General features: G+C 62.4%; 17 protein-coding genes. 14 read left to right on the top strand and 3 right to left on the bottom strand.

All coding sequences use genetic code 11. The features are described from left to right. Both IC235_RS21325 and IC235_RS21320 read right to left on the bottom strand, forming a co-directional pair. Nucleotides 1-710: hypothetical protein (locus tag IC235_RS21325; RefSeq protein ID WP_223847469.1), on the bottom strand; the 710-nt coding region annotated here is incomplete at its 3' end. Nucleotides 711-1,623: 913 nt separating this feature from the next. Beyond that, the gene (locus IC235_RS21320; RefSeq protein WP_191007243.1) at nucleotides 1,624-4,743 is read right to left on the bottom strand and encodes a hypothetical protein; all 3,120 of its coding nucleotides are present in this window, start codon (nucleotides 4,741-4,743) and stop codon (nucleotides 1,624-1,626) included. Nucleotides 4,744-5,963: 1,220 nt separating this feature from the next. On the opposite strand from IC235_RS21320, the gene IC235_RS21315 reads away from it, so the two are divergent. From IC235_RS21315 to tnpA, 11 genes are all read left to right on the top strand, one after another. Beyond that, nucleotides 5,964-8,714 (top strand): PAS domain S-box protein, encoded by a 2,751-nt coding sequence (locus IC235_RS21315; protein WP_191007242.1) that lies wholly within the window; start codon nucleotides 5,964-5,966, stop codon nucleotides 8,712-8,714. Between the two features lie 293 nt (nucleotides 8,715-9,007). Further along, nucleotides 9,008-10,105 (top strand): cytochrome-c peroxidase, encoded by a 1,098-nt coding sequence (locus tag IC235_RS21310; protein WP_191007241.1) that lies wholly within the window; start codon nucleotides 9,008-9,010, stop codon nucleotides 10,103-10,105. A gap of 212 nt (nucleotides 10,106-10,317) precedes the next feature. Next, nucleotides 10,318-10,560, top strand: coding sequence for a heavy metal-binding domain-containing protein (locus IC235_RS21305; protein ID WP_191007240.1), 243 nt, complete (start codon nucleotides 10,318-10,320; stop codon nucleotides 10,558-10,560). Nucleotides 10,561-10,785: 225 nt separating this feature from the next. Beyond that, nucleotides 10,786-11,001, top strand: a complete 216-nt coding sequence (locus IC235_RS21300; protein ID WP_191007239.1) for a heavy-metal-associated domain-containing protein — start codon at nucleotides 10,786-10,788, stop codon at nucleotides 10,999-11,001. 196 nt (nucleotides 11,002-11,197) lie between these two features. Next, nucleotides 11,198-11,632 carry a hypothetical protein gene (locus IC235_RS21295; RefSeq protein ID WP_191007238.1) on the top strand — a complete coding sequence of 145 codons (435 nt, stop codon included), beginning with the start codon at nucleotides 11,198-11,200 and terminating at the stop codon, nucleotides 11,630-11,632. A 301-nt stretch (nucleotides 11,633-11,933) separates the two neighbouring features. Continuing rightward, nucleotides 11,934-13,124, top strand: a complete 1,191-nt coding sequence (gene galK, locus IC235_RS21290) for a galactokinase (protein ID WP_191007237.1) — start codon at nucleotides 11,934-11,936, stop codon at nucleotides 13,122-13,124. Between the two features lie 251 nt (nucleotides 13,125-13,375). Next, nucleotides 13,376-14,425 (top strand): UDP-glucose--hexose-1-phosphate uridylyltransferase, encoded by a 1,050-nt coding sequence (locus IC235_RS21285; RefSeq protein ID WP_191007236.1) that lies wholly within the window; start codon nucleotides 13,376-13,378, stop codon nucleotides 14,423-14,425. Between the two features lie 212 nt (nucleotides 14,426-14,637). Continuing rightward, entirely contained in the window at nucleotides 14,638-15,666 is a 1,029-nt protein-coding gene (locus IC235_RS21280) for a LacI family DNA-binding transcriptional regulator (RefSeq protein WP_191007235.1), read from the top strand. Between the two features lie 308 nt (nucleotides 15,667-15,974). Next, a complete protein-coding gene (locus IC235_RS21275) occupies nucleotides 15,975-16,697 on the top strand; it encodes a 3'-5' exonuclease (RefSeq protein ID WP_191007234.1) in 723 nt (240 codons plus the stop codon). Nucleotides 16,698-16,774: 77 nt separating this feature from the next. Further along, nucleotides 16,775-18,685 carry a DUF294 nucleotidyltransferase-like domain-containing protein gene (locus tag IC235_RS21270; RefSeq protein WP_191007233.1) on the top strand — a complete coding sequence of 637 codons (1,911 nt, stop codon included), beginning with the start codon at nucleotides 16,775-16,777 and terminating at the stop codon, nucleotides 18,683-18,685. Nucleotides 18,686-18,963: 278 nt separating this feature from the next. Beyond that, on the top strand, nucleotides 18,964-19,431 hold the full coding sequence (gene tnpA / locus IC235_RS21265; RefSeq protein ID WP_191007232.1) for an IS200/IS605 family transposase: 468 nt from the start codon (nucleotides 18,964-18,966) through the stop codon (nucleotides 19,429-19,431). 162 nt (nucleotides 19,432-19,593) lie between these two features. Here tnpA and IC235_RS21260 read toward each other — a convergent pair whose 3' ends face one another. Continuing rightward, entirely contained in the window at nucleotides 19,594-20,055 is a 462-nt protein-coding gene (locus IC235_RS21260) for a DUF4174 domain-containing protein (protein WP_191007231.1), read from the bottom strand. A gap of 204 nt (nucleotides 20,056-20,259) precedes the next feature. Between IC235_RS21260 and IC235_RS21255 the strand changes: the two genes are divergently transcribed. The 3 genes from IC235_RS21255 to IC235_RS21245 all read left to right on the top strand — a co-directional run bounded on the left by IC235_RS21255 (nucleotide 20,260) and on the right by IC235_RS21245 (nucleotide 26,025). Continuing rightward, complete coding sequence (locus IC235_RS21255) at nucleotides 20,260-22,995, top strand: MGH1-like glycoside hydrolase domain-containing protein (RefSeq protein ID WP_191007230.1); 2,736 nt, start codon at nucleotides 20,260-20,262, stop codon at nucleotides 22,993-22,995. Nucleotides 22,996-23,804: 809 nt separating this feature from the next. After that, the gene (locus IC235_RS21250) at nucleotides 23,805-24,719 is read left to right on the top strand and encodes an isoaspartyl peptidase/L-asparaginase family protein (RefSeq protein WP_191007229.1); all 915 of its coding nucleotides are present in this window, start codon (nucleotides 23,805-23,807) and stop codon (nucleotides 24,717-24,719) included. Between the two features lie 436 nt (nucleotides 24,720-25,155). After that, the gene (locus IC235_RS21245) at nucleotides 25,156-26,025 is read left to right on the top strand and encodes a cyanophycinase (protein ID WP_223847468.1); all 870 of its coding nucleotides are present in this window, start codon (nucleotides 25,156-25,158) and stop codon (nucleotides 26,023-26,025) included. Nucleotides 26,026-26,284 lie beyond the last annotated feature (259 nt).

Genomic DNA, 26,284 nt, shown 5'->3' with positions numbered 1-26,284 from the left:
TCGGGCCGGGGGGCCGGGCGCCGTTGGGGCGCGGTGGGCCGGCGGCCCGGGCCTGGGGCAGGGGCGGCGCTGGGGGCCAAGGCCGAAGCGGCTCGTTGGACCGGGGCCGCCCGTTGGGCCGCGCTGGCGGGCGGGGTGCCGAGGGTGAGCGGCTGGAGCGAGTCGGCGAGCAGGCCGGCCTGCGAGCCGAAGGTGCGGCGGCACTGGTAGAGGTGGCGCAGCGTGTCGTCCTTGGCCCCGTTGGCCAGGGGCGTGTTGCGTACGTACAGCCCATAAAACAACGTGTCCTGCCCGGTGGCCGGCGCGGCTTCCTGGTAGAAGTAGAAGCCCCGGGCGCTGGTCACCTGCAGGGCCGGTGGCAGGGGCACGCGCCCGCCCTGGAAGGTAGTGACCGTGCCGCGCCGCTGCGGCTGGGTTAGGCTGTCGAGCCCGCCCACCGTGAGCACAGGTTGCCAGAGCAGGTGGAAGGACTTGCCCGCGGCCTGCGCTGTGCCGTCGGCTCGCTGCAGCGCTAGGCTCGGTAGCGTGCGCAGGTTGTCAATCAGTACTGCACCTGTAGTAGCCTCAGTTATTACACCTCCAGGGCCATAAACGGGGGAAGTAGTACCTGTTATCGAAAATTGTAAATTGGTGACAATGGCAGCGGGTGTAATGGTCACCGTATCGGTTTGCCACGTGGTGCGGTCCATCGGGATGACTTTACTCCACAAGGGGGGAGAAGAAGACCCACACCCTCCCGAAGCCCCTTCAACGCGTAAAGTAATGGGGACTTCACGGTAAGGAAAATATCGATCATAGTTGTGGGCATAGGCTACGTCGACCAAAAATGTGTAGGTAACGCCCGCTTTGAGCGGCACGCGCAATCGTTGGTTGAAGTAATTAATGTGACCATTTGCCGTGTGTAATCCAAGATAGGCATTGCCATCTGCAGGGATGAGAGTACTACCGCGGCCCTGATCTAATCCAGGTAATAGATCGGGGACTATGGAGCTGCACCTCCCCCAACCAGCTGGAAGAATAAGAGGGACCCCCGGAGCGCCGCGATTGAATATAGGCGGAGTGGTACCTTCAAAGGAGGGATTGGTAAAGAGTGAGTCTTGTCGGACTGCGGTCGTGGTCGTTCGGGCCAGGGCATTGCGAGGATCGGCTTGTGCGGAAGACACTCCGAACTTGGATGGGCTCATTAAATGAGAACGAGAAGTATGAGGCGGGCGGGTCGATTGACGAGACGCTTGTTGAGCCCCGCCAGGCGGAGACGTCAGTAGCAGCAACAGTAATGGGGCCAGCAGCCGGCCCCAGGCACAGGCGAAGGATACGCGTCTTGTATTCATGGGTAGTAGAACAGGATGGCAGAGAGGAAAATGAAGGAAAGTAAGACCGCCACCAACAGCGGCATGGGGCGCCCTTAGCGCTGAATGGGTGCTCTGGCCACCTGTCTTTAGGCAACCGATGATGGGAAAAATACCAGAAGCGAATAAGGTTGCTGCCGTAGAGCGTGCTACGCCGGCCGCGGCTTGGGCAGGGGGGCCGAGCTGCCGGGGTGCCGTTAGTGCTTTCGGGAAGCAGAGTCCGGGACCTAGCCGCCTGGCGGGGGGCAGCAGTGGTGCCGCCTCCCGCCGTTCCCTAGGGCAGCTTGACAAGCTTCTGGCGCAGCTCGAAGCCGCGCCGGCCGCGGACGATGAGCAGGTACAGGCCCGGGGCCACACCCCCACTGCGCAAGGTGAGCTGCTGGCGGCCCGCTGCTTGCTGTTTGCCGGTAAGCAGTGAGGTGGCTTGCCCGCCAGTGAGCGGCACGAGCAGCACGCTGACCCCGTCGGCTTGTGGCAGCTCGTAGCTGAGGCTAAACTCGTCCTGGAACGGGTTGGGGTACACCTCCAGAGGAGCAGCCGCTGCTGCCTGATTTGCCGCCCGTGTTCCGGTTACCGCAGCAGACGTGCCAGCCCGAGAAGCAGAGGCAGCTGCCGTTTTGGTTTTTGTCTTGCGCTTAACCTTGCCCTGGCCCTTGTAGGTGTAGCTGGTAATGGCCGAACAGTCGAAAGGAAACGGCTCCGGGTAATGACCAGGAATTTCTTGTACTGTTCCTATGTTGTTTCCTTGATTCTCTACCCAAACCTGATAGTTGCCGGATTCTACGGTATTGGGGCAAATAAAATTGGTTAGCACATCAACAGGATCATCCCAAATGCCTACCCCAGGTGCTATTAGAAACCCTTCTGCAACAGTAACCGATTCTTTTATATTTATATTTGGATCTCCTCCATTTTTGTACATCAACTGCAAGGTTTTTGTCTGTCCATCAATGACAAAGTCCCGCTTTTCGATTAAATCCGCTACGCACCCTTCTTTGGCATCTTTATAAAAGGAAAAGTCGTTTTTGGTGGTAGCAAAAAGGTATTTGTGCCGGGCCTCGACGCCTCCCATTCCCAGTGTCACCTGCATGAGGTCCGCCAAACTTCCACAGTCTCCGGAGCCGTTGTTGAGTCCGTCAAGTATATCCCATGGTATTTTGTTCGACAAACATGGTGCACAGAGGGGATCAAAATTGATGTTTCTCGTTTCAAAGTATTCAAAGACCTTGAAGACGGCTTCTTTTTTGGGTGTCACCGTGTAGTAGGTAATAGACAAGCCATCTTCGTCCACGCCGGGTTCTTGGGCATTCTGCCGGTTGCAGCAAATGTCGGCAATGGCCTGGGCCACGAACTGCATCCGCTTGGCTGTTCGTCCGACGTATTTATCGTCGCCTGTCAAGGCCAGCTTATCCAGCATGATAAAGAAGGTGTGGGAGGAGGCGCCGACGAACTGCTGGTCGGCCCCATCCGGGGTGAAGCGCCAAGTCAGGTTGACCTGCTGCTCGCCCGTGACGTCGGCCACGTGCTGGTCCCACGTCCAGTCGGCAATCGTGTTGAGCCCGGGCTGCAGGCTCACCGTCTTGCTGGCCACTACGGCCCCGTCCCGGTACACCGCCAGGGTCCCGGCCTTGGCCGCCGTGCGGCCCACGCGCAGTTGGACTTCCATCACGGCTGGGGTCTGCCAGGTCTGGGCCACCGGGTCGTTGACGGCCGGCGGCCCCTCCTGCTCCGCGGCCTGCCACTCGGGGTAGTCGATCTTTAGGTTGCCCGCGTCGGCGTACGCGTCGTCCTGCCACGGGTCCTCTTTCCGCACGGCCTGCTTTTGCATGGGGTGGTTGTCGGGGCCCTGAAAGTCCACGCTCACCAGGCGCACCGCCTCGTCCTCGTCGTTACAGGGCTCGTCCTGGGGGGTGCAGGCGGCGGCGGCGGCCAGGTCGAGCAGCATGTGCTGGGGGTCGGCGTCCTGGTAGGTCACCGCCGCCGCCTGCTGGAGCACGCCCAAACCGTACCGGTTCGCCAGCTGGGGGTGGGTGTTGACGAGGAGCGTGACGCCCTGGGCCGCCAGCTGGGCCCGCAGTTGCGGGGCCGTGACGACCGGCCCGTGGCTGAAATCAAAGTTGTCGAACTCGTCGGAGTTGTTGAGCACGACGATCACGCGCTTGACGCCCGGCTCGGGCGTGGCCCCGTAGTAGGTGTCCAGGTACGTTTTGAGCAGCAAGGCCCCGTTCTGCGGGCGGATCGTGTTCTGGTCCCAGTTGCGGGCCACCTTGGCCAGCACCTTTTCTTTGAGGTCGGTCAGGTTGGTCAGCACTAGGTTGGCGTGGGCGTTCGAGCCCTCGCCCCCCGCCCCGAACACGGCGTAGTTGAAGCGCGTGCCGTCGGGCAGCGGGTCTTGCCGGCCGCCGGCCACGACGAAGCGCACGCGCTTGCAGGAGCTTTGCCGGGCGCCTTGCAGCAGCTCGGCCAGCTGGTCGAGGTTGTTGTTGACCAGCCGGGGCAGGTCCTGCACAATGGAGTTGTACATGATGTAGGCCCCGTTGACGACGAAGGTCACGTCCAGGCGGCAGGGGTGCTGCTGCAGGCGCTCGAGGGCGGGCACGAGCCAGCGCTGGAGGCCGTTGATGGGCGGGTGGAGCAGATCGCCCGGCCGGACGCGCGGCAGGCCCCCGGTGTTCGGCCCGATCGGGGCCATGGGGAGCCCGGGGACGAAGGCGGTGCGGATCTGGGGGGTGGTGACGATCTGGCGGAAAACGACGTTGTCGATGGTCCAGCCCTCGTACTGGGCGGCGCAGTCACTCTCGAGCACGAACTTGACGCGCACGCGCCGCTGCCACAGGGCCGGGTCGCGCAGGCTCAGGTAGGTCGTGCGCAGGCCCGGGCCGGGGCGCTGGCCCGTGCGCTGGCTCAGCAGGCTCCACGGGCTCCAGCTCTGGTCGGGCCGCTCGTGCTGCAGGTAGACCGCGCCGACGTCGTGGCCGGTTTCCAGGGCGTAGCGCTCGTCGAAGTAGAGCATGAAGCCCATCAGGGCGTAGGCCCGGTCGGTCAGGGCGGTGTCGAGCAACACGGGGGCGCTGACGAGCTCGGCGCGTTCGTTGGGCTGGTAGGTGCTCGTGCCGGTGCGGGCCTGGCCGCCCATGATGGTCCAGCTGCCGGCGGGGGTGAAGGCCGGGCCCTGGCCCTGGAAGTCGGTGAGCGCGCCGCTGCCTTCGCGCTCGTAGGGCGCGAGCACGGCCTGCGGGGCGGGGCGCGCGGCCAGGCGCAGCTCCTTGGGCAGCGGCAGCGCCCGCAGACTGCGGATCGGCTCCACCTCGGTGAGCAGGTCCGCCGGAGAACCCCCAGAGCGGTGGCGCTGGGAGCGGTGACCCAGGGTGTCCTCTTTGGCGCCATGGGCCAAGACACTGTTGCGTACGTATCGGCCAGCGGACGGGGCGTGCTGCCCCGTAGCGGGGGCCTCGTCCCGCCAGCGATAACAGCCCTTGGCAGCGCTCCCGCGCAAACTTGCGGGCACCGGCCCTCGTCCCGTAGGGCCGGTGGTGACCCGAGCACAGGAGTACGGCCGGGGCGCCAGGGGGGGTAACCTGCCCGCCGAGCGGATAGCGTGCCAGTGCCAGCGAAATGGCGTGCCCGCGGCCCGCGGCCCGCCATCCGCCTTCCGTAGTACCAGGCGTGGTATCCGCGGCTGGCTGTCAAGCCCCGGCCCGCCCCTGGTGCCCACCCCCGCGCCCGGCACCAGCAGATGAGCCTGGGCAGAAGCTACCGGAGTCTCGGGAGGGCGCGCGCTCCGAGTCTGGTAGGCTGGGCGGCTGACGCTCGGGGGGGGAGCCCAACCGGACCAGCCGGAAGGCAGTAGCAGGGCCAGCAGGAGACCGGAGCAGTACGCTAAGCGAGAGGGGGCGGGGCGTGTCATCAACTGGCGAGTATTGAGGCCTTGTTCATAGATAATGAGCCGGAACGGTCCTCGCCCTTAGCCGCTACCCGGTAGCTGAGCGGTTGCTAAATCGCCCGGCCGGGATGCCCGGGTAAGTAACTCTCAAGCAGAGTAGCAAGGCCACAACAGGCCCTAAACAATGCGCGAGTCCAAGGTCCTGGCAAAGGCCCGGTTCGTCGCACGGGCTGGGCCACTGCGCCCGGACGACCACCGGTAGCACGGGCCGCCAGTACCGGGGGCCAGCACTCCTTCAAAGTTGCCCCGGGAACCTTCCCCTTCCTAAACCCGGCCGCGCCCACTTGGATAAATAACCTAAATACTAGGACTAACGACAAAATCCGTTGGTTCTAGTGTTTAGGTTACTCGCCGTTCAAGCATTCACCGGGCCCACCTGGTACAAGCGCAACAAGCGGCATGGGCCCACCCCGGCTTGCGGTTGCTGGTTGTACCGCCCTATCGCCCCGAACTCAACAAGATCAAACTGCTTTGACACCGTTGCAAGTAGTATTGGGTGCGTCCCGGATACTAGCATTCAGACCTTTCGTATCGAATACGTCTTGACCCAAGTCGGTACAAACTATATGGTTATTTTTGCCTGACTACTTGGTTTTCTTCCTGTCTTTTCTGGCTATCTGATTGCCAGCCTGCGCCAGGCGCGCCCGAGCTCGCTCTTCCTGCTATCAGCTATGAATACCAATTCTACCACGGACCTGAAACGGTACGACGACGATCCTGCCAGCCCGTCGCCCGACGTGCATGCCGCGCTGCTGGCGTTGCGGGCCCGCGCCGACCGGCGGCGCCACTTGGTTACGACGGCCACCGAGCACCACTCGCCTCAGGATTTGCAGCGCTTGGTGCAGGAGCTGCAAGTGCACCAGATAGAGCTGGAAATGCAGTACGAAGATCTGCTCCTGGCGCAGGCGGAGGTGCAGAGTACCCGGGCGCAGTACCTGGATTTGTACGACTTCGCCCCGGTGGGATACTACACCCTCAGCGACACGGGCCTGGTTGAGCAGCTTAACCTGTGCGGGAGCCAGCTGCTGGGCACCGTGCGCCAGCGCCTGGTGGGCCGGCGGTTTGCCCTGTTCGTGGCCCCCACCCACCGGATGGAGTTTGGGCAGTTTATGGCCCGGCTATTCGCCGCCGAGCGCCCGCTGAGCTGCGAGTTCCCCCTGCAACGCGAGGACGGCACCCTCTTCTACGCTCAGATCGAGGGCTCGCAGGCGCGGGACCCGCTGGATAGCACCGCCACCGCGCGCTGTCGGCTGGCCGTGGTGGACATCACCGCCCGGCGCAAAGCCACCGAAGCGCTGGCGGCCAGCGAGGAGCGTTTCCGCAAGCTGTTTACCGAAAGCAGCGACGCTGTGGTGCTGGTTCAGGGGTTTGTGTACGTGGACTGCAACAACGCCGCGCTGCGCCTGTTGGGCGCCACGCACAAGGAGCAAGTGGTGGGCCACCCCGCCTGGGCCCCGGCGCCCGACCGGCAGCCCGATGGCCGGCCCACCGCCGACGTGTTACGTGCAGCCGTGGCCGACGCCCTGCGCACGGGCTCGCAGCGGTGCGAGTTCGTGATGCACCAGGTATCGGGCGCGGAAATATGGGTCGAAGCCGTGCTCACGCCCATCGAGGTGGGGGGAGGCGCGCCCCTGGTGCACATCTTGTGGCGGAACGTGACGGCCGAGCGCGAAGCCGCGGCCCAGTTGCGCGAGAGCAAAGCCCGCCTGAAGCTGGCCCTGGAAGCCTCGGAAACCGGCGTATTCACCTGGGATGTGCGCCGGAACGAACTGCGGTGGGACGAACGCTCCCAGGCCATTTTCGGCCGGCCGTTCGACCCCGGGTCCGTACCGGCGGGGGGGTTCACCGACGGCCTCCACCCCGATGACCGGGAGCGCGTGCGGGCGGCGGTAGAACAGGCCCTCGCCGAACGGACCCCGCTGGCCCTGGATTTCCGGGTGGTGGGGCCCGACGCGGCAGTGCGCTACGTGTCGTCGGCCGGCCGGGCCGTGGTCGATGCCCGCAGTAAGATGCTGGTTTTCGCGGGGGTTCTGCGCGATGTGACGACCCGCTACGCGACCGAGAATGAGCTGCACTATAAAACCCTGTTGCTGGAGCAACTGCTCAACAACATGCCTATGATGCTGGCCCGGCTTCGGCCCGATGGCCAGTACCTGGAAGCGGTGGGGGCGGGCCTTCAAGCCATCGGCCGGCACGACGACGAGCTGGTCGGCCGCAACGCGTTTGAGGAGTTTCCGGCGCTGCGCGAACCCCTGCAAACGGTGCTGGGCGGGGGGCAGGCCGAGTTTCTGCTCAGAACCAGCGCCGAGGGCCGGCCCGTGACGTTCCAGAACTACGGCTTCTTCGACGAGCAGCGGCAGCAGGCCGTGGTGCTCTCGGTGGACGTAACCGAGGCCGAACAGCAGAAAAAGCAGCTGCAAGCCGAAAAGGAATTCACCCAGAGCCTGCTTGAAAATAGCGTGGACGGCATCGTGGCCTTCGACCACGAAGGCCGCATTACTGCCTGGAACAGCCAGGCCACGCGCTACTTTGGCCACGAGCGGGCCACCATGCTGGGCCATTCCCTGTTCGAGGTGCTGCCCCAGTTCGACTGCCCCCAGTCCCAGGAGTTGGTGAGCCGGGTGCTGGCCGGCGAGTCGGTGGTCCTGACCAGCCAGAGATTTAAGGATTTCCCGGGGCACTACGATGCCTACCACGTGCCGCTGCGCCAGGGCGGCGAGATCGTCGGTGGGTTGATCACATTCCGCGACGTAACCGAGCGCAACCGGCTGGCCGAGGAGGCTACCCAGCTGCGCCTGCGCCAGCAGCAGGAGGTGCTGTCGGCCATCCTCCACACCCAGGAAACCGAGCGCAAGCGCATTGCCGAAGCCCTGCACAACGGGTTGGGCCAGCTCCTCTACGCCGCCAAGCTCAACCTGGAAGGCCGGGCCGGGGCGCCGGCCTCCCCCCGGGCTTCGCTAAAGCTGCTGCACGAGGCCATTCGCACCACCCGCACCATTTCCTTCGAGCTCACGCCCGGCATTCTCGAAGACTTTGGCCTGCGCACGGCCCTGCAGGAGCTGCGCAAGCGCATCGCGCCCTCGCACCTACCCGTGCACCTGCACCTGTCCGGCCTGGAGCAGCGGCTGCGCCCGCAGGTAGAAATCGCCGTGTACCGCGTGGTGCAGGAGCTGCTCAACAACGTAATGAAGCACGCCGAGGCCACCGAAGTAATGGTGCACGTGGCGCACGAAGCAGGCCGCATCGAGGTGAGCGTGGAGGATGATGGCAAAGGCTTCGATCCTGAGTCGCTGGCCGCCCAGCCCCTGGCGGGCATGGGCCTGGCGGGGGTGCGCAACCGGGTGGCCCTGCTCGGCGGCCAGCTCTCGATCAACTCCCGGGTGGGGCGCGGTACGATTATCAGCTTCGAGCTGCAGCAGTAGCCGAGCAAGCCGCAAGGCAATAAAGCCCGCAACGGAAGGAGAAGCAGCTTGCCGTGGGTGCCAGGAATGAGACGAATAAGGCGCGCCATTAATAGTTATTGCGTCATATATAGCGCAATGCGTCGCCGAAACCCTGGCGGACCGCGGCCGAGGGCACGTGAGGTTTCCACAGCCGCGGTTCTGAAAACTGCTGTAGTGGTGTAACTTCGCAGGCGGCCGTTCTCGCTCCGTTCGACCGCGAGGCGCCCGCCGTGCGCAACTCACTCCAATCAAGCCCTCAAAACTGTCCGGGTATGAAAGTCATTGTAGTAAGTCTGGGGGTGTTGCTGAGCCTGGCTGGTTGCCGGCCCGAGGGCGACCCACCCGGGCCGGATGGGCCCCCCACGCCCACGGCCTATAACCTGGTTTTGCCGAGCTACTTCCCGACGCCCACCACGCCACCGGCCGATAACCCCCTCACCGTGGAGGGCGTGGCCCTGGGCCGGCGGCTCTTCTATGAAACCGCGCTGTCGCTCGACAATACGGTGGCCTGCGCCTCGTGCCACCGCCAGGAGCTGGCTTTCACCGATGGGCGGGCCCGCGCCGTGGGCGTGCACCGGGCCGAGTCGCCGCGCAGTTCCATGTCGCTGGCCAACCTGCTCTGGGAGCCCCGGCTGACCTGGGACGGAGTCGCTACCACTCTCGAAGCCCAGGCCCGCATCCCCATCGAGAAACCCGTGGAGATGCACCAGTCGCTGGCCGTCGGGGCAGCCCGCTTGCAGCAGCTGCCCGCCTACCCGACGCTGTTCAACCAGGCTTTTGGCAGCCGCACCATCACCGAGGAAAACATCCTCAAGGCGTTGGCGCAGTTCGAGCGCACCCTGATTTCGAGCAACTCGCGCTACGACCGGTTCCGGCGCGGCGACCGCGCCGCCTTGAGCGCCTACGAGCAGCAGGGCCTGGTGCTGTTCAGTACCCACCCCGACGGCACCCGGCGCGGCGGCAACTGCGGCGACTGCCACAGCGGCGATTTGCAAACCAACCACACCTTCAGCAATAATGGCCTCGACCTGGCTCCGGCCGATAGGGGCCTGGGAGGCGTCAGCGGGCAGCCCACCGACAACGGCAAGTTTCGGGTGCCCTCGCTGCGCAATATTGCCCTGACGGCGCCCTACATGCACGACGGCCGTTTCGCGACCCTGGAGCAAGTCCTGGACCACTACAACGAGCACGTGGTGCTCAACAGCCCCAACATCGACCCGCTGCTGCTCAACACGACCAACGACCCGCGCCAGCGAAGCCTCACGCTGGACCTCACGGCGGCCGAGAAGGCCCAGATTGTGGCCTTCTTGCGCACCCTCACCGATTCGACATTCATTACCGACCCGCGCTTCGCCAGACCCCCTATGTAGACAGGCCGGGAATCCAACTGGGGCAGGGACTCAGGCGGTTTTTGGGTAGTACCCAAAAACCGTTTTTATGAAGAACCGCTTTGGCGCGGCTCAATTGAAGGCTTCACCTACCACGGGGCCGCCCGTGAGGAACCTGGTCCGCTAAATTTGTTGTTTGCCGGGGCCTTTCCAGGGTCCTGGAGCTTACGTAGTCCGCCACTCATTTGCTTGCTATGCTTTTTCGCTTTCGTTTTTTTCTATGCGCCGCGCTGGTCGGCAGCGGTTTAATGCTGAACAGCTGCGGAGAGCAGAAGCCGGCCACCGCGACGTCGGCAGCCCCAGCCGAGGCGAGTAAGCCGGGGGCCGCTCCCGCCGTGGAGGCGCGCTACGAGTGCCCTATGGGCTGCGCTGGTAGCCAAAGCACCAAGCCCGGCAAGTGCCCCGTCTGCTCGATGGAGCTAGAGAAGAAATCCTAGCGTCATTTTCCGGTGCGTATGCCGGTTGCCTGGGGTACCCCGACCCTGAAACCGGGCTAAGTCGCCAGCGTGACTCTTGCCGGGCTTGGGGTGCCTAATTATGCAGCTTTAGGGAAAAATTGTGTGCGAAAGCGCTCTTTTTCGATTGGTAATTTTGGCATGCTGCCCAGCAGTGTATGAGGGGCGGTTTTCGCCCCAGCTTTCCAACCCTTAGCATTATTAGTCATGTCAACTCTCCGTTTTAAAACCAACATCAACTGCGCCAATTGCATCAGGGCCGTTACTCCGACGCTAAACCAGGAAGTGGGCGCCGCCAACTGGCAAGTAGACACTGGCAGCGCCGATAAGATTCTGACCGTTACTGCTGAGCCGGCCAAGGCCCGCCAGGTAGTGCAGGCCGTGGAGGAGGCCGGATTTGAGATTCAGCCGCTGGCTCAGTAGGCAGGTCCGTTCTCCTTTCAAGCAGGGGAAGGGGAGGCCAGTGCTAATCGGACTGGCCTCCTTCTTTTTTGCTCCTGTTGGCAGACATTCAGGCCGATGGGAGAAAAAGTGGTGAAGAATCTGGACCATCTGCCCGTATCAAACGTAGCTCCGATAGAAGCATTGATGCATTCAAGTCTTATCTGTAAAGAAAACAATGCGAGCCTTTATTGATGGAGAAAACGTACTCTTGGAAGATATCGAACTTGATGATCTAGGCTGGGACCACTTTCGGACAAGAGGAGAAAGGATGCTGGTTATCGAGTTGACAGCAGAAGATCGAATGGCGGTAGGTAGTGAGCTATTTGCAATTGCCCAGGAGTATTATGCGGAAGATCGCGCTTATTTTGAAGATGAGGATATGAAAAATGTCTCTGTTCCTGATTCAGCGACAATTTTCCTGCAGAACCCGGCATCCTTAAGGTCATACTTTGAAGAGAACTTTTGGAAGCGAGCGGCTGTGATGGCTCTTATGAAGCGGATGGATGCTTGCCGGGAAGCAAAACATCCTCGATACTGGATTCAAGACTTTCGAGGCGTTGGCTTAGATAATAACAAAGTGGCTCTGGAGTTTGGGGTTTCTGCTCAATAGAAAAAGCAAGGGCCTTTTATACGCTGGCCAGCCAATAAAGGTAGCTTTAGAGAAGCAGGGCGAGCCCGAGATTTGCGCGGCCAGTAACTGAACTGCTCGATTGAGGCCGGCCCGGGCATTTCCTACGGGAGAACTCAACGAGGAAAGCCGGATTGGAAATTTAATAGGCAAACGTTTGCGCAACTGATGCGGATACTTGCTACTTTTCCGGTGGCAAACGCTGCTGGCCGCCCAGGCGGCATCCCATAGCGCCGCTTATCTGCTTGTTTCCTTACGCCTTAACCACTTCCTTCCTTCAGCTATGTCCACCACCCTCGCTCAGGCCGTCTACTCCGAATTTCAGCAGCGCTTCGCTTACGAACCCCTGCTGGTGCGCGCCCCCGGCCGCGTTAACCTGATTGGGGAGCACACCGATTACAACGGGGGGTTCGTGCTGCCGGCGGCCGTCGATAAAGAGATTTTTTTTGCCGTGGGCCTGAACGGGGGAACCACCATTCGGCTGGTGGCCCACGACTTGGGCGAGACCTTCGAGCTGGCCGACGCGGCCGCTATCAGCCCCAGCACTACTGACTGGGCCAACTACCTGCTGGGCGTAGCGGCCCAGCTGCAGCAGCGCGGCGTTGCCGTGCCCGGGTTTGATTGTGTCTTCAGTGGCAACATTCCAATCGGGGCGGGCATGTCGTCGTCGGCCGCCGTGGAGTGCGGCCTGGCTTTCGCCCTCGACCAACTGCTGCACGCCGGCCTCGACAAGATGGCGCTGGCCCACGTGGCGCAGAAGGCTGAGCACACCTACGCCGGGGTGCAGAGCGGCATCATGGACCAGTTCGCCAGCCTGTTTGGGCACGAGGGCCAGGTGATCCGGCTCGACTGCCGCTCGCTGGACTACACGTATTTCCCCTTCGACACCCAGGCAGCCCGCATTGTGCTCTGCAACTCGGGCGTGAAGCACAGCCTGGCCAGCTCCGAGTACAACACCCGCCGCCAGGAGTGCGAGCGGGGCGTGGCGCTGCTCCAGCAGCATTACCCGGACGTAACCAGCCTGCGCGACGCGACGCTCGCACAGCTCGAAGCTCACCGCGCCGAGCTGGGCGACCTCATCTTCCGCCGCTGCGCCTACGTGGTGCAGGAAAACGCCCGCGTAGAAGCCGCCACCCAACACTTAGAAGCCGGCGACCTGGCCGCCTTCGGCCAGGAGATGTACGCTTCCCACGCCGGCCTGCGCGACGATTACGAAGTAAGCTGCGTCGAGCTGGATGTGTTGGTTGAGGCGGCCCAGGCCGCGCCCGGTGTGTTCGGGGCCCGCATGATGGGCGGCGGCTTCGGGGGCTGCACCATCAACCTGGTGGCGCCCGAGCAGGTGGAGCCGTTCATTGCCAGCGTGAGCGCGGTATACCAGCAGCGGTTTGGGCTGACGCTGGAAACCTATCAGACCACGATTGTGGCGGGGGTAGGGGCCGTTAGCCAGGAGCTGGTGATGAGCAGCGACCAGTAAGTAAGGGTGAGGGAAAGCAGAGCGGCCTGCTCGGCTGGCGTCCGCGGCGCCGAACCGCGGAGCTTACCATGAGTTGCTGCTGAGTGTGAGCTGCCTTGTGGTTTGCTTGATGCGTAGAATGCTGGGCATGCCGGGCTGATTGCTTCCTGCTCCCACTTCCTGCCGCTTCCTCAACTCCTGTTTTCCGTTCCGCGCCGCGCTATCCGGCTTCTCCTAGTTCTTCTTTCGCATCCTTTCCCACTTTCTGATTTATGGCTTCTTTTGATAGCACTGAACATCCGCACCGCCGCTTCAATGCCCTGGCCGGCGAATGGGTGCTGGTGTCGCCGCACCGCTCCAAGCGCCCCTGGCAGGGCCAGCAGGAAAAGCCCCAGGTCGAGCAGCGACCCGTCTATGACCCTACCTGCTACCTCTGCCCCGGCAACTCCCGCGTGGGGGGCGAGGTGAACCCGCAGTACGAATCCACCTTCGTGTTCGATAACGACTTCGGGGCCCTGCAGGCCGACGTGCCCACCGGCGGCCTCAACGAAGGCGGGCTGCTGCGGGCCGAGGCCGAGTCGGGCATCTGCCGCGTTATCTGCTTCTCGCCGCGCCACGACCTGACGCTGCCGGAGATGAGCGTGCCCGCCATCCGGCAGGTGGTGGATTTGTGGGTGAACGAGTTTCAAACCCTCGGCGCCCGGCCCGACATCAACTACGTCCAGATCTTCGAGAACAAGGGCACAATGATGGGCAGCTCGAACCTGCACCCGCACGGCCAGATTTGGGCCCAGCGAACGGTGCCCGGCGAGCCCGCCAAGGAAGGCGTTCAGCAGCTGGCGTATTTCCAGGAGCACGGCCGCACGCTGCTGGCCGACTACCTGGCCCTCGAGCTGGAGAAAAAGCAGCGGGTGGTGCTCGAAAACGAGCATTTTGTGGTGCTGGTGCCGTTTTGGGCCGTGTGGCCCTTCGAGACCCTGGTCGTTTCGCGCCGCCCGGTGCAGGATATTACCCAGCTCACGCCCGAGGAGCGCGACGCCCTGGCCGATGCCCTGCGCCGCCTCACGATTCGCTACGACAATTTGTTCAACATCTCCTTTCCCTATTCGTTTGGCCTGCACCAGCGCCCGACGGATGGGCAGGAGCACCCCGAGTGGCACTTGCACATGCATTTCTACCCGCCGCTGCTGCGCTCGGCCACGGTGCGCAAGTTTATGGTGGGCTACGAACTGCTCGGCGATCCGCAGCGGGACATCACGCCCGAGTTCAGCGCCGATAAGCTGCGCGGCCTGGCCGAGGTGCACTACAAAGAGACGGAGTGAACGCCCAGCGGTCCGCCTCCGACGGGGCGAGCCGCTGGGCGGACCAGTGATAACGGAGGCGGTTGAAGTCGTTGAACGACAATGGAACGATGCCCGCGCGAGTCGTGCCAGGGCTGCGACCCGTAGCCGCGGCTTGGTGGTAGCCCTTCCTCATCGAAGGGGAGTTGGCTGCTCCGTATCATTGTACCGCAAAAATCTTTCGCTCCAGCACCTTGGCTCTCAAACGCGCTTCTATTTCCGACATTGCCAAGGAGTTGAACCTCGCCGTTTCGACGGTTTCGCGGGCTCTGAACGGGTACTCCCGAATCAGCGAAACCACCCGGAAGCGCGTGTGGAAGCTGGCCGAGCAGCTCAATTACCAGCCTAACCACTTAGCCGCCGCCCTGCGCAAGGGGCGCAGCAACACGCTGGGAGTTATCGTGCCCCACATCGATGGGCATTTCTTTGCCCTGGTGATGAAAGGCATCGAGGCCGTAGCCAACAAGGCGGGCTTCAACGTGATGCTGTGCCAGTCGAACGAAGACTACGTGCACGAGCAGAAGAACGTCGAAACCCTCATCAACGCGCAGGTTGACGGTATTCTGGTGTCGTTATCCCGCACCACGCGCGATTTCAAGCACTTCGAGAAAGTGCGTAAGCGTGGCATTCCGCTGGTGTTCTTCGACCGGATTCTCGATGGCATCGACGTGAGCGCGGTGGTGTTGGACGATTACCAGGGAGGCTATCAGTCGGTGAAGCACCTGCTCGACCAGGGCTGTCGGCGCATTGCCCACTTCGGTGGTCCGCAGCACCTGAACATCTACAAAAACCGCTACTTGGGCTACTGCCAGGCCCTGCGCGACCACCACCTGCCGGTGGAGGAAGAGCTGGTGGTATTTGGCGACATGAAGATGGAGGATGGCATCCAGGGCATGAAGCAGCTGCTGAGCCTGCCTCAACTCCCCGACGCCGTGTTTTCGGCCAGCGACTTTTCCATCGTCGGCGCCCTGCAGGTGCTGAAGGAGCACAAGCTGCGCATTCCCTACGACATCGCCCTGGCCGGCTTCAGCAACGAAACCTTTACCTCGCTCACCGAACCCATGCTCACGTCGGTCGACCAGCACTGCGAGGAAATGGGCCGGGCCGCCATCCGGCTGCTGCTGGAAATGGTGCAGGAGCGTACCCGCCAGCTTTCGCCCCGTAAAATCGTGCTCCAACCCGAACTGCTGCTGCGCGAGTCTTCCCGCTGGCGGCAGCCGTAGCCGGGAAGGGCAGGAGTGAGGCGTGAACGAAACGGAACGGTTTCCGGCGGGCGCGCGTCTGCTACACGCTGCGGTCGCGTAAGCCTGGAACACGCACCAGTTGCTTATTGCCAACTGCTTATTATAGCGAGATTCAGCTCCGTGTACCGGGCGCAGGTGGGAAAATCTCACAGGACCCTTATGGGGCTTCGCGCCTCCAGCGAACCGGGGTCGTACCCGGTAGGGCCCGCCCCGTAGGGGTCCCGTGAGGTTCCCGTGCAGGTACACCGAATCCAAGAATGCTCCTTACCTAAACTATCAACGGCCCATTGAAAGAGTATCTCCTCTTCGTCGATACCGAGACTTCGGGCGTGCCGCGCGACTGGAATAAGCCGTATTCGAGCCGGGATACCTGGCCGCACATCGCGCAGCTGGCCTGGGTGGTGTGCACGGCCGATGGGCGGGAAGTGAAGGCCGAAAACCATTACATCCAGCCCAGCGACTACGACATGGACCCCGCTTCGGGCAGCATCCACGGCCTCACGCTGGAGTTTCTGCGGGCCCACGGCCAGCCGCGCCACGCCGTAATGCAGCGCCTGCAACGCGACCTGCTGGCCTACCAGCCGCTGGTGGTGGCGCACTTCATGCAGCTCGACTTCCACATGATGGGCGTGAGCTTCCACCGTGCCGGACTGGCGAACCCGCTGGAGCAGCTGCCCACTTTCTGCACCATGCGCGCCACGGGCCCGCTGGTGCGCTACCCCACCCAGAGCTTTCTGCGCCTGGGCGAACTGTACCAGCGCCTGTTCCACGAGCCCCTGCAACGAGAGCACGACGCCCTGGCCGATGCCCGCGCCACCGCTCGCTGCTATTTCGAGCTGCGCCGACAGGGAACAATTACCGATGAGACCGTAGCCCGGCAGGGCCCCGCAAGCTTGGCGGCCCCAGTATCGGCCAAGAGGCCTCAGCTCTGGCCGAAGGTAGGCGTGGCCGCCTGGCTGCTGCTGGCCGGACTGGCGCTGGTACTGTTGGCCTTTTTCTTGATGGGTTAACCACTGCCACCCGCCGCGAACATTTGACAACCAATCACCAAGCACCAAGCACCAAGCACCAACAACCAAGCACCAACATGACCGAGCGACTTGACTTTCTCCGCACCGTAAAGCCCTTCGACCTGTTGCCCGAGGAGGTGCTGGCCGAAGTGTCGGCGGGCCTGGTGGAAGTGCACCACCCCCGCGAGACCATCATTTACTACCAGGACGTTACCAAGCTGCGGGGAGTCGACATCATTGTGGAAGGCGAGTACGAGACGTTTTTCTACGATAGCCAGCAGAATCGGCGGGTGCCCGAGTACAGCCGCCGCGGCGAGTGCTACGGGGGTATCTCGGTGCTGCTTAATAAGAAGAGGTCGCTTCGCACGGTGCTGGCCAAGCGCGACACCCGCGTGTACTTCCTGCACCGGCGCGAATTTCGCTCGCTGTGCCTGGCTTACGAGCAGTTCTTTCACTTCTTCACGGCGCGCTACGGCCAGCGCATGCTCAACGAGGAGTACGCCCACTTCGTGCGCCCGGCCAGCAGCGCTGGCGAGAATTACCTTTCGTCGGACCAGCTGTTTTCGCGGCGCATCGAAACCCTGGAGCTGCGCCCCGTAATGGCCTGCCCCGCCAGCACGCCCATCTACGAAGTGGCCCGGCGCATGGCCGCGGCCCGCACCAGCTGCTACTTCATCAACGACGACGGCCACGGCCTGATTACCGGCTTCGTAACCGACATAACCCTGCGCGATAAAGTGGTAGCGGGCTTAGCCGACCCTCACCAACCCGTGGGCGCCATTATGGACGCGCCGGTGGTGAGCATCAGCACCAAGGCCTTTGTGTATGAGGCCATCTTGCTGATGTTCCGCACCAAAACCCGCTACCTGCTGGTCGAAACCGATGGCGTGTACGTGGGCTCGCTCAGCCGCACCAAGCTGCTCACCGACGACCAGGCCCAGTCGCCGTTCATCTTCATTCAGTCGGTGAAACAGGCCCAGGCCGTGCCTGAGCTCAAGCGCCGCTGGGAGCAGGTGCCGGAGATGGTGTACCAGTTGCTGAACCGCGGGGTGAAGCCCGAGATCGTGAACCAGGTAATCACCACCGTGTCCGACACCATCGCGCTGAAGGTGATTGAGGATGCCATTGGGGAGTTGGGCCCGCCGCCGGCCCGGTTCGTGTACATGGTGCTGGGCAGCGAGGGCCGGAAGGAGCAAACCCTGCTCACCGACCAGGATAACGCCATCATCTACGAGGACAAAGCCAACGAGCAGCGCGAGCTGGTGCGCGCCTACTTCCTGCACTTCGCCGAGCTCGTGTCGGACCGCCTCAACGAAATCGGGTTCAGCTATTGTGAGGGCGGCTTCATGGCCAAAAACCCCCAGTGGACGCACTCGCTCTCGCACTGGAAGCGCAACTACGAGCAGTGGATGACCGACTCGAACCCCGAAACCGGCATGCAGTTCGCCGCCTCTTTCGACTGCCGCTACCTCTACGGCGACCCCGGCATCATGGACGAGCTGCACGCCTTCCTGGACGTGGAGCTGCAAAAGCCGGTCGACCGCTTCTTCCACTACATGGCCGTGAATGCCTTGCAGTACGAGCCGCCGCTCACGTTTTTTCGCAACATCCGCACCTTCACCGTGGGCACGCAGCAAGTGTTTAACCTCAAAAAAACCATGTCGCCCATTGTGGACCTAGTGCGGATGTACGCCCTCAAGCACCGCATCTTCGCCACCAACACCGGCGAGCGCCTGGAGGCGCTCAAGGCCCTGGGCGTGTTCACGGAGCGAGAGGCCCAGGAGCTGCTGCAATCGTACTACTACCTCATGGGCGTGCGCCTGAAGAAGCAGGCCGTGCAGATCATCAGCGACAAGGTGCCGCCCGATAACTACCTGGACCCGAAAACCCTGACCAAGGTGGAGCAGGTGACGCTGAAGGAAATATTCAAGGTGATTGCGGATTTCCAGCTCAAGATCAAGGTGGGCTTTACGAAGTCGTTGGGGTAGCGGGGGCCTCACGGGACCCCTATGGGGCACGACCCTGGTTCTCTTGATGCGCGAAGCCGCAGGAGAGGGGGCACCGGATAAGAATTCAGTTAAGAGCTGAGGCCTAGCGGTGACAGGCATACCAAATTGCATCAAAATGCCCCAGTGAAAAGTAGGACGAGCATTCTAGCCGCGTAGCGGCGGCAGGTTGGTAGCAAACCAAACCGAATGAGCCCGAAAGCCGCGTAGTGGTGACAGATTTAAAATAGATTTATATTTTTATATAACTATATATTGTAATGACTAATACTTACACCCAGCTCTACATCCATCTGGTTTTCGCCGTTCAGGGTCGTCAGCAACTGATTGCCGAAACAGTGCGTGAACGTCTTCAGCAATACCTCTGTGGCATCTTGCGCGACCGGCAGCACAAAGCACTGTCTATCTACTGTATGCCTGATCATACGCACCTGCTGGTCGACCTACATCCTGACCAGTCGGTTGCGGAGCTGGTGCAGTTGGTAAAAAGCAATTCCACCAAATGGCTCAACGAAAACCGGCTATTGCCTGGCCGCTTCGAATGGCAACGGGGATATGGGGCCTTCTCCTACGCCAAGTCGCAGCTCGACAGCGTAATCAATTATATCCTGACCCAACCGGAGCACCATAGGAAGTTTTCGTTTCGAGAAGAGTACCTGGATATTTTGAAGCGGTTTGAAATAGAATATGACCCCCGGTATTTATTTAGTTGGAGCGAAGAAAAATAGCCGGACTGCGCGGGCAAGCTGGTAGAATGCGTAATGGGTTGCGGGGCAAAGCCGCAGCGACAGCTTCGGCTAGAGGCTCTGTCACCGCTACGCGGCTTTCGGGCTCATTCGGCTTGGCTTGCTACCAACCTGTCGCCGCTCTGCGGCTATTCTATCGGAATGTCATTTGGGTGGTTGATGGTGGCGTGACTGGCGGATTTCCGCTTGCCGCATGGGCATCTTGTCCACGGTGCTGAATAAGGCTGCTGGTGCCATGGGGCGGGGGCTTTGCGCTTTCACGCCGCCGTCTTTGCCGATGATGACGGTGGCGAAGGCGGGGGGCTGGAGGCCAATTTCACGCACGAGGAATTGCGTGTCGGCGTCGGAAAGCTCGTCATACAAAACGTCGAGCACCCGGAAATCGCGGGCGGCCAGGCCCGCCGCCTGATTCGTCAGCAGGGCCTTTTGTTGCCGAAAGTCAGGGTGCTTGGCCGAGGGAGCCACGACCAGCAGCACCCGCTGCTTCCAGCGGCTGACTCGCAAGGTCTGCTCCAGGCGGCCGGGTTTTGGCGTTTGAGCGGCCAGAACGACGAGCAGGCCCGGCAGCAGGAGGGGGACAATCCGTAAAAAGAGTAGTCGCTTCATGGAGTAGGGTGGGAGATGGGGTTGTACGGAATGCCGCGCCCCGAACGGCATTTCGCGGTTGAATCCTAGACCATCAGGGCCTTCTAACGAGTCCTGTTCGATGATAACGGGCAAGCGGCGCCCTTGTTCCCGTACCCGGGCCGGTAGAAAACTCCGTAATTTGCGCGCTACTCTACCCCTGTGCTTCTCTGTTTATTGCTATTAATGAACTTCCGTTCCCTTTTTGTCGGCTCTCTGCTACCCCTGGGCTTGCTGGGTGCTTGCCAGACCCAACGGCCCGCGGTGCCCGTAGCTGCGGCGACTCCGGTTCCCGAAATTCCCATTTGGAAATCGGCCGCTTACAGGCTTTACCGCGACCGGGTAGTGCAGGATAGATTCGAGGCTGAGGCCCTCTCTGCTACGGAGTTAGTGTCGAACTATCAAAGCCCGGCCAATGAAACTCAAAGCCCCCGGGTAGAATTCAAGTTCAGCCTCAATGGCAAGGATAATGAAATGACGCCGGGACTCAACCACCTGCTGGTAGCCGTGCCGCGGCCGGGTGGCGCCGCAATCGAGACGCCGCCCATCGTGTTTGGGCAGCGCTACGTGGATGCTACGCCCGCGCCTGCCACTACCTACCTGGCGCCGAACACGCTGGTAAAAATTCAGCTGGATCTCCGGCCGGTGTTGGCAGCTTTCAAGAAAGATGGTTTCTACACCACCTTCAAGGGCGACAAGCTCTACCAACAGGATTTCAAGCACGTGTACGTGGCTGGGGGGGCGGCTCCGCTGAGCTGGGATTTCGACAATCTGGTAAACAAGCCGGGGCTGGAGCTGAAAGACCCGGACGGCAACGGCATCTACGAGGTGACGCTGACGCTGAACCAGCCCGCCGCGGCCAAAACGACAGCCAGCCAGTGGAAGCAGCGGATTAATACCGCCGACTTTCCCCAGTACAGCTCCGACTACCCCCTGGCCGACGCTCTCTACAACCTGGCCCTGGAGGAAGCGCGCCGGGCGGTGGAGCCCGACAGCACTTTCCGCACCGGCCAGGAGTGGGCCGGCGTCTGGACCCGCGACATCAGCTACAGCATTATTCTGGCCCAGGCCATCTTGCAGCCCCGGGTGGCCATGAAGAGCCTCCTGCGCAAGGTGTCGGCCGATGGTCGCATCATTCAGGACACCGGCACCGGCGGGGCCTACCCGTGCTCCACCGACCGCGTTATATGGGCCACGGCGGCCTGGGAAATTTACCAGGTCACCGGCGACGAGGCCTGGCTGCGCAAGGTGTACCCCATCATCCGGAAGTCCATTATCGACGACCGGCAGAACGCTTACGACCCCGTTACCGGCCTGGTCCGGGGCGAGTCGTCGTTCCTCGACTGGCGCGAGCAGACCTACCCGCGCTGGATGCAGCCGGCCGACATCTACCAGTCCGAAAACCTGGGCACCAACGTGGTGCACTACCAGGCCAACGTGGTGCTGGCTCAGATGGCGACCAAGCTCGGCGACCCCGGCATCCTGGCCCGGCACCGCCGCCAGGCCGAGGCCATTAAGTTCGCCATCAACGAGCACCTCTGGCAGCCCAGCTATGGCTACTACGGCCAGTACCTCTACGGCCGCACGGCCCTGGCGCTCTCGCCCCGCGCCGAAGCGCTGGGCGAGGCCCTGAGCGTGCTGTTCGGGGTGGCTGAGGGGAGCCGGGCGCAGCAGGTGGTGGCCAAAACTCCCACCACGCCCTACGGCATTTCCTGCATCTACCCCCAGATTCCCGGTATTCCGCCCTACCACAACAACGCCGTGTGGCCCTTTGTGCAGAGCTTCTGGGCCCTGGCCGCCGCCAAGGTCGGCAACGAGCAGTCGCTCACCGAGAGCATCGCCGCCATCTACCGGCCGGCCGCCCTCTTCCTCACCAACAAGGAAAACTACGTGGCCGGCAACGGCGACTTTGCCGGCACCCAAATCAATTCCAGCAACATGCTCTGGAGCCTCTCGGGCAGCCTGAGCCTGGTGTATAAAGTGTTGTTCGGCCTGCAGTACCAGACCGACCGGCTGGTGTTCCAGCCCTTCGTGCCGCAGGCTTTCCAGGGCCGCCGCCGCCTCACGGGCTTCCCTTACCGCCGGGCCGTGCTCGACATTGAGATGGAGGGCTTCGGCAACGCCATTGCCACCATTACCCTCGACGGCCAGCCCCTGCCGGATGCCGCAGTGCCCGCCAGCCTCACGGGCCGCCACGCCGTGCGCCTCGTGCTGCGCAACGAAGCTCCCGCCCCCGCCCCCGTGAACCGGGTGGTGAATCGGTTCTCGCCCGAGACCCCAACCGTAACCTACGCCAACCAGCGCCTCACCTGGAGCAAGTCCGAAGATGCTGAGGAGTATCAGGTGCTGCGCAACGGCGTGTTGGTTACCACCATTAAGACCTCCGAATACGTGGTGCCGGCGGGCCCCTTCGCCGTATACCAGGTTATCGCCGTCGACGATGCCGGCCGGGAGTCGTTCGCCAGCGAGCCCCTGGAAACGGGTCCTACCATCCCCGCCCGGTGGGTACAGCTCGAAACCGTGGCTCCCAAAGCCAATCTGGCTTATAAGGGCTTCACCGGGCACGGCTTCATTGAAATCAGCCAAACCCGTAACACGGCCCTGACCATCCCCGTCACCGTGTCGGCGGCGGGGGTCTACGCCCTGGACTTTCGCTACGCCAATGGCAATGGCCCCATCAACACCAACAACCGGTGCGCCATCCGCACCCTGCGCGACGGCCGCAAGCTGCTCGGCACGGTGGTGCTGCCCCAGCGCGGGGTGGAAGAGTGGTCGAACTGGGGCTTCTCGAACCCCATTCTAGTGCGCCTGGAAAAAGGCCCCCACTCACTGAAGTTGGCCTACGAGCCGGCCAATGCGAACATGAATGGGGAAGTAAACCAGGCCCTGCTGGATTATCTGCGGGTGAGGCGGGTGGAATAGCTACCAGCAAAACGCAGCCCCGCCCGAGCCGGTAACCCCGCCCACACCCGCCCAACGCGGAGACTGCGCCGACGGGTTGTCAGAATTCAAACGCGGGCAAAAATCGCAGCGCACCCATTCAACCCTTCGCCTGATCCGGCCCGCCCTGGCCTCAGGGCCTCGAGGGCAGAAGTGCCTGATTTACTCAAGAGTCAAATCGAGGGTTATGGCAGCGCCTGGGGCAAAGAGCCCTGAGCGGAGTCTGGGCAATGAAGTGAGGTTGGGTCAACGTCAGATAAGTAGCAATCGAATCTGGCCGCGTCTACGTAAGAATACGGAGAAAGAAAAGCGGGAGCTGCCCGTTAAAACCCGTGTTTATCGCTTCTCTGAACTCAGGAACGGTACGTTAGTAGAGCGTGAGTGTTTACCCACCAATTCAGTGCATGCCTCCTAATTCATCCCTGGGCTGCCCCGCCGGCGGCAAAAGGCTATTTCTTTTCAGCGCGCCGCCCCGGGCAAGGGCCTTACTTACCCGCGGTTATCCGGTTTTTCAGGAAGACAATTGAGGCTACTTTGCTGGGTGGGCATCGCTGTCATGGAAGAAACTCAGCAGACCAGCGCCCCGCCTGGGATACCTGCCCGTCCGCTTCCCACCAGATTCGCTAGCCTGCGGCGACGGCCTCGTGCGGCAGACAGCCAACTGCCCCGGCCCCCGCGAGGCCAGCGGGGGCTGGTTCCAACTCAATTTTAGTGTCCCTAGCCGGTAGGGCTACTACCGCCTCCGCTATCTGCGGGCAGGCGACCGGCAACTTACTCCATCAGTTAGGCATATGAGCAACTACGCAATTGTCATCCACGGCGGAGCCGTGACCATGAAACCGGGCCAGCTAAGCCCCGAAGAAGAAGCCCGGCAGCGCGAGGGCCTGAGCCAGGCCCTGCAAGCCGGCTGGGAAATTCTGCACCGCGGGGGCACCGCCCTCGATGCGGTGGAGGCCAGTGTGCGCAGCCTCGAAGACAACGAGCACTTCAACGCCGGGCGGGGTAGCGGCCTCACCCAGCAGGGCGAAGTGCAGATGGACGCCGCCATCATGGACGGCTCCAACCTACGAGCCGGGGCCGTCAATAGCGTGCGCTACGTGGAGCACCCCATCAGCCTGGCCCGCGCCGTGATGGAGCGGAGCCCGCACGTATACATGGCTGGCGATGGGGCCCTGGAGCTAGCCCTCGAATACGGCCTGCCCCTGAAGCCCCCGAGCTATTTCCTGACCGAGAAAACCCAGCGGGAATGGCTGGAAAGCAAGCAGCAGGAGTTGGCTCAACCCGCCAGCCACGACACCGTGGGCGCCGTGGCCCTCGACCAGGCCGGCAACCTGGCCGTGGCCACCAGCACGGGCGGCATCGAAGGCCAGCTCAAAGGCCGGGTGGGCGACAGCCCCGTGCTGGGCGGCGGCACCTACGCCAGCAACGACGCCTGCGCCGTATCCTGCACCGGCGATGGCGAGGTCATCGTCCGCGGCGCTCTGGCCCACGAGGTTTACGCCCTGGTGAAGTACAAAGGCCTGCCGCTGACCGCTGCCTGCCAGGCTGCCCTACAACTGCACGACGAAGACCTGAAAGGCGACAAGGGCATGATTGCCATTGACAAGGACGGCAACATCGCGCTGGAATTCAACTCTAACCTCATGCGCCGGGCCTACCGCGTGGGCAATGGCGAACCCTACGTAGGCATCTGGAAAGACGAGTGAGCAAGGAACTGCCTACCTCCTGGCCCGAGCCCAGGGTGGGGGCGGCGTGGTGCCACGAATTCCGCGGAGCGGCTCGTGGTACCACTAAGCAGCGGGGCGTGCAACTATGGTTCTACGAGTAGTGGTACCACGAAGCCCTGCGGGCCATTCGTGGCACCACCCGGTCTTACGTTCAAATACGGATTAAATAGTCCTCAAATTCCGTATTTATGACATCTACGAGCCTATTCGCTAGCCGTAGAATCCTACGGGTTCATCGTTACGGGCTATCCTAATCGGACCGATGAACTGGGTAGTATGGCGCTTGCCCGCCGCTATGCTGCCCGGCCTACCTCCGCAGGCGCTTTGGCTGACGGGTTCCGCCAGGGCGTCTGTGGAGGTAGCAACCAGGGAATGCGGTGTTTATCACCGCGGCCCCTTCATTGAATCTTAATTTATGACCATTCGTACCCAGCGCCCTAAGGGCTTGTTGCTGGCCATTGGCGGCCACGAGAAACGCAAAGCCCCCGGCCAGGAAGGGGGTACCGAAGCCGACTACGACGAATCGGCCGACTTTATTCTCCAACGCTTCGTGGATGAGTTGCCCGGCAAACGCTGCGTGGCGGTGATACCTACCGCCTCGGAAGTACCCGAAGAGGCAGCACAGGAATACGTGGAGGTATTCACGGCCCTGGGCATCGAAAACGTGGAGGTGCTTAATATTCGGCAGCGGCAGCAGGCCAACGAGGCCGAAGCCCTGGCGGCCATTAATCGGGCCGATGGCATCATGTTTACCGGGGGCGACCAACTCCGTCTTACCGCCATCCTGGGGGGCACCCACCTGCTCCGGCGCCTCACCGAGCGGTACCTGGCGGAGCCCATCGTTATTGCCGGCACCAGCGCCGGCGCGGCCGCCATGAGCACGCCCATGATTTACCAAGGCCGTAACGACGCCGGGTTTCGCAAAGATGAAATCCACATCACCACCGGCCTGCAGCTCCTGCGTGACGTAGCCATCGACACGCACTTCGTGGCCCGTGGGCGCATCGTGCGCATGGCCCAGATTATTGCCACTAACCCCGGCTGCATCGGGCTGGGCCTGGAGGAAGACACCGCGGTGCTCGTAACCAAAGGCGCGGAGATGGAAGTAATTGGCAATGGCATGGTGGTCGTGATCGACGGCCACGACTGCATCGGCAACACCATATTACGAGGTACGCCCGGGCGAAGTATTTTCTATCCGCGACCTGCGGGTACACCTGCTTTCGCGGGGGCAGTGCTTCACCTTACCGGGGTTCCCGGCCGTTGGGTCACCCCCAATCAGTAAAGAATAAGTAGCTCCTCGGTTCGCTCTGCGCGCCCAAGTATCGTATTAGGGGCTGGATGGCTCGCTGGTGGAACCATTGGAATGAGTGGGGCCGCTGCGGCTTCCCGGCACCATTCCAGCGGGTCCGCCGGCCAGCCGCAAACCAGCATCGGTCCTGCCGCCGTTACCTAGCTCCTCAGTATTTTTTTTGATGTCCAGAACGATTATAGTATCCAACCGGCTGCCGACGAAAGTACAGCGTAGTGAAGCGGGGCTGAGC

It is taken from the genome of Hymenobacter montanus (assembly GCF_014699115.1).
GTDB lineage: Bacteria > Bacteroidota > Bacteroidia > Cytophagales > Hymenobacteraceae > Hymenobacter > Hymenobacter montanus.
Note: the sequence above shows the minus strand (reverse complement) of the source record. Positions and strands in the feature narration are given on the sequence as shown.

Excerpts from the sequence above, each read along its gene's own strand:
- IC235_RS21315 (WP_191007242.1), top strand. The coding sequence starts at position 5,964 with ATGAATACCAATTCTACCACGGACCTGAAACGGTACGACGACGATCCT.
- IC235_RS21310 (WP_191007241.1), top strand. The coding sequence starts at position 9,008 with ATGAAAGTCATTGTAGTAAGTCTGGGGGTGTTGCTGAGCCTGGCTGGT.
- IC235_RS21305 (WP_191007240.1), top strand. The coding sequence starts at position 10,318 with ATGCTTTTTCGCTTTCGTTTTTTTCTATGCGCCGCGCTGGTCGGCAGC.
- IC235_RS21300 (WP_191007239.1), top strand. The coding sequence starts at position 10,786 with ATGTCAACTCTCCGTTTTAAAACCAACATCAACTGCGCCAATTGCATC.
- IC235_RS21295 (WP_191007238.1), top strand. The coding sequence starts at position 11,198 with ATGCGAGCCTTTATTGATGGAGAAAACGTACTCTTGGAAGATATCGAA.
- galK (WP_191007237.1), top strand. The coding sequence starts at position 11,934 with ATGTCCACCACCCTCGCTCAGGCCGTCTACTCCGAATTTCAGCAGCGC.
- IC235_RS21285 (WP_191007236.1), top strand. The coding sequence starts at position 13,376 with ATGGCTTCTTTTGATAGCACTGAACATCCGCACCGCCGCTTCAATGCC.
- IC235_RS21270 (WP_191007233.1), top strand. The coding sequence starts at position 16,775 with ATGACCGAGCGACTTGACTTTCTCCGCACCGTAAAGCCCTTCGACCTG.
- tnpA (WP_191007232.1), top strand. The coding sequence starts at position 18,964 with ATGACTAATACTTACACCCAGCTCTACATCCATCTGGTTTTCGCCGTT.
- IC235_RS21260 (WP_191007231.1), bottom strand. The coding sequence starts at position 20,055 with ATGAAGCGACTACTCTTTTTACGGATTGTCCCCCTCCTGCTGCCGGGC.
- IC235_RS21255 (WP_191007230.1), top strand. The coding sequence starts at position 20,260 with ATGAACTTCCGTTCCCTTTTTGTCGGCTCTCTGCTACCCCTGGGCTTG.
- IC235_RS21250 (WP_191007229.1), top strand. The coding sequence starts at position 23,805 with ATGAGCAACTACGCAATTGTCATCCACGGCGGAGCCGTGACCATGAAA.
- IC235_RS21245 (WP_223847468.1), top strand. The coding sequence starts at position 25,156 with ATGACCATTCGTACCCAGCGCCCTAAGGGCTTGTTGCTGGCCATTGGC.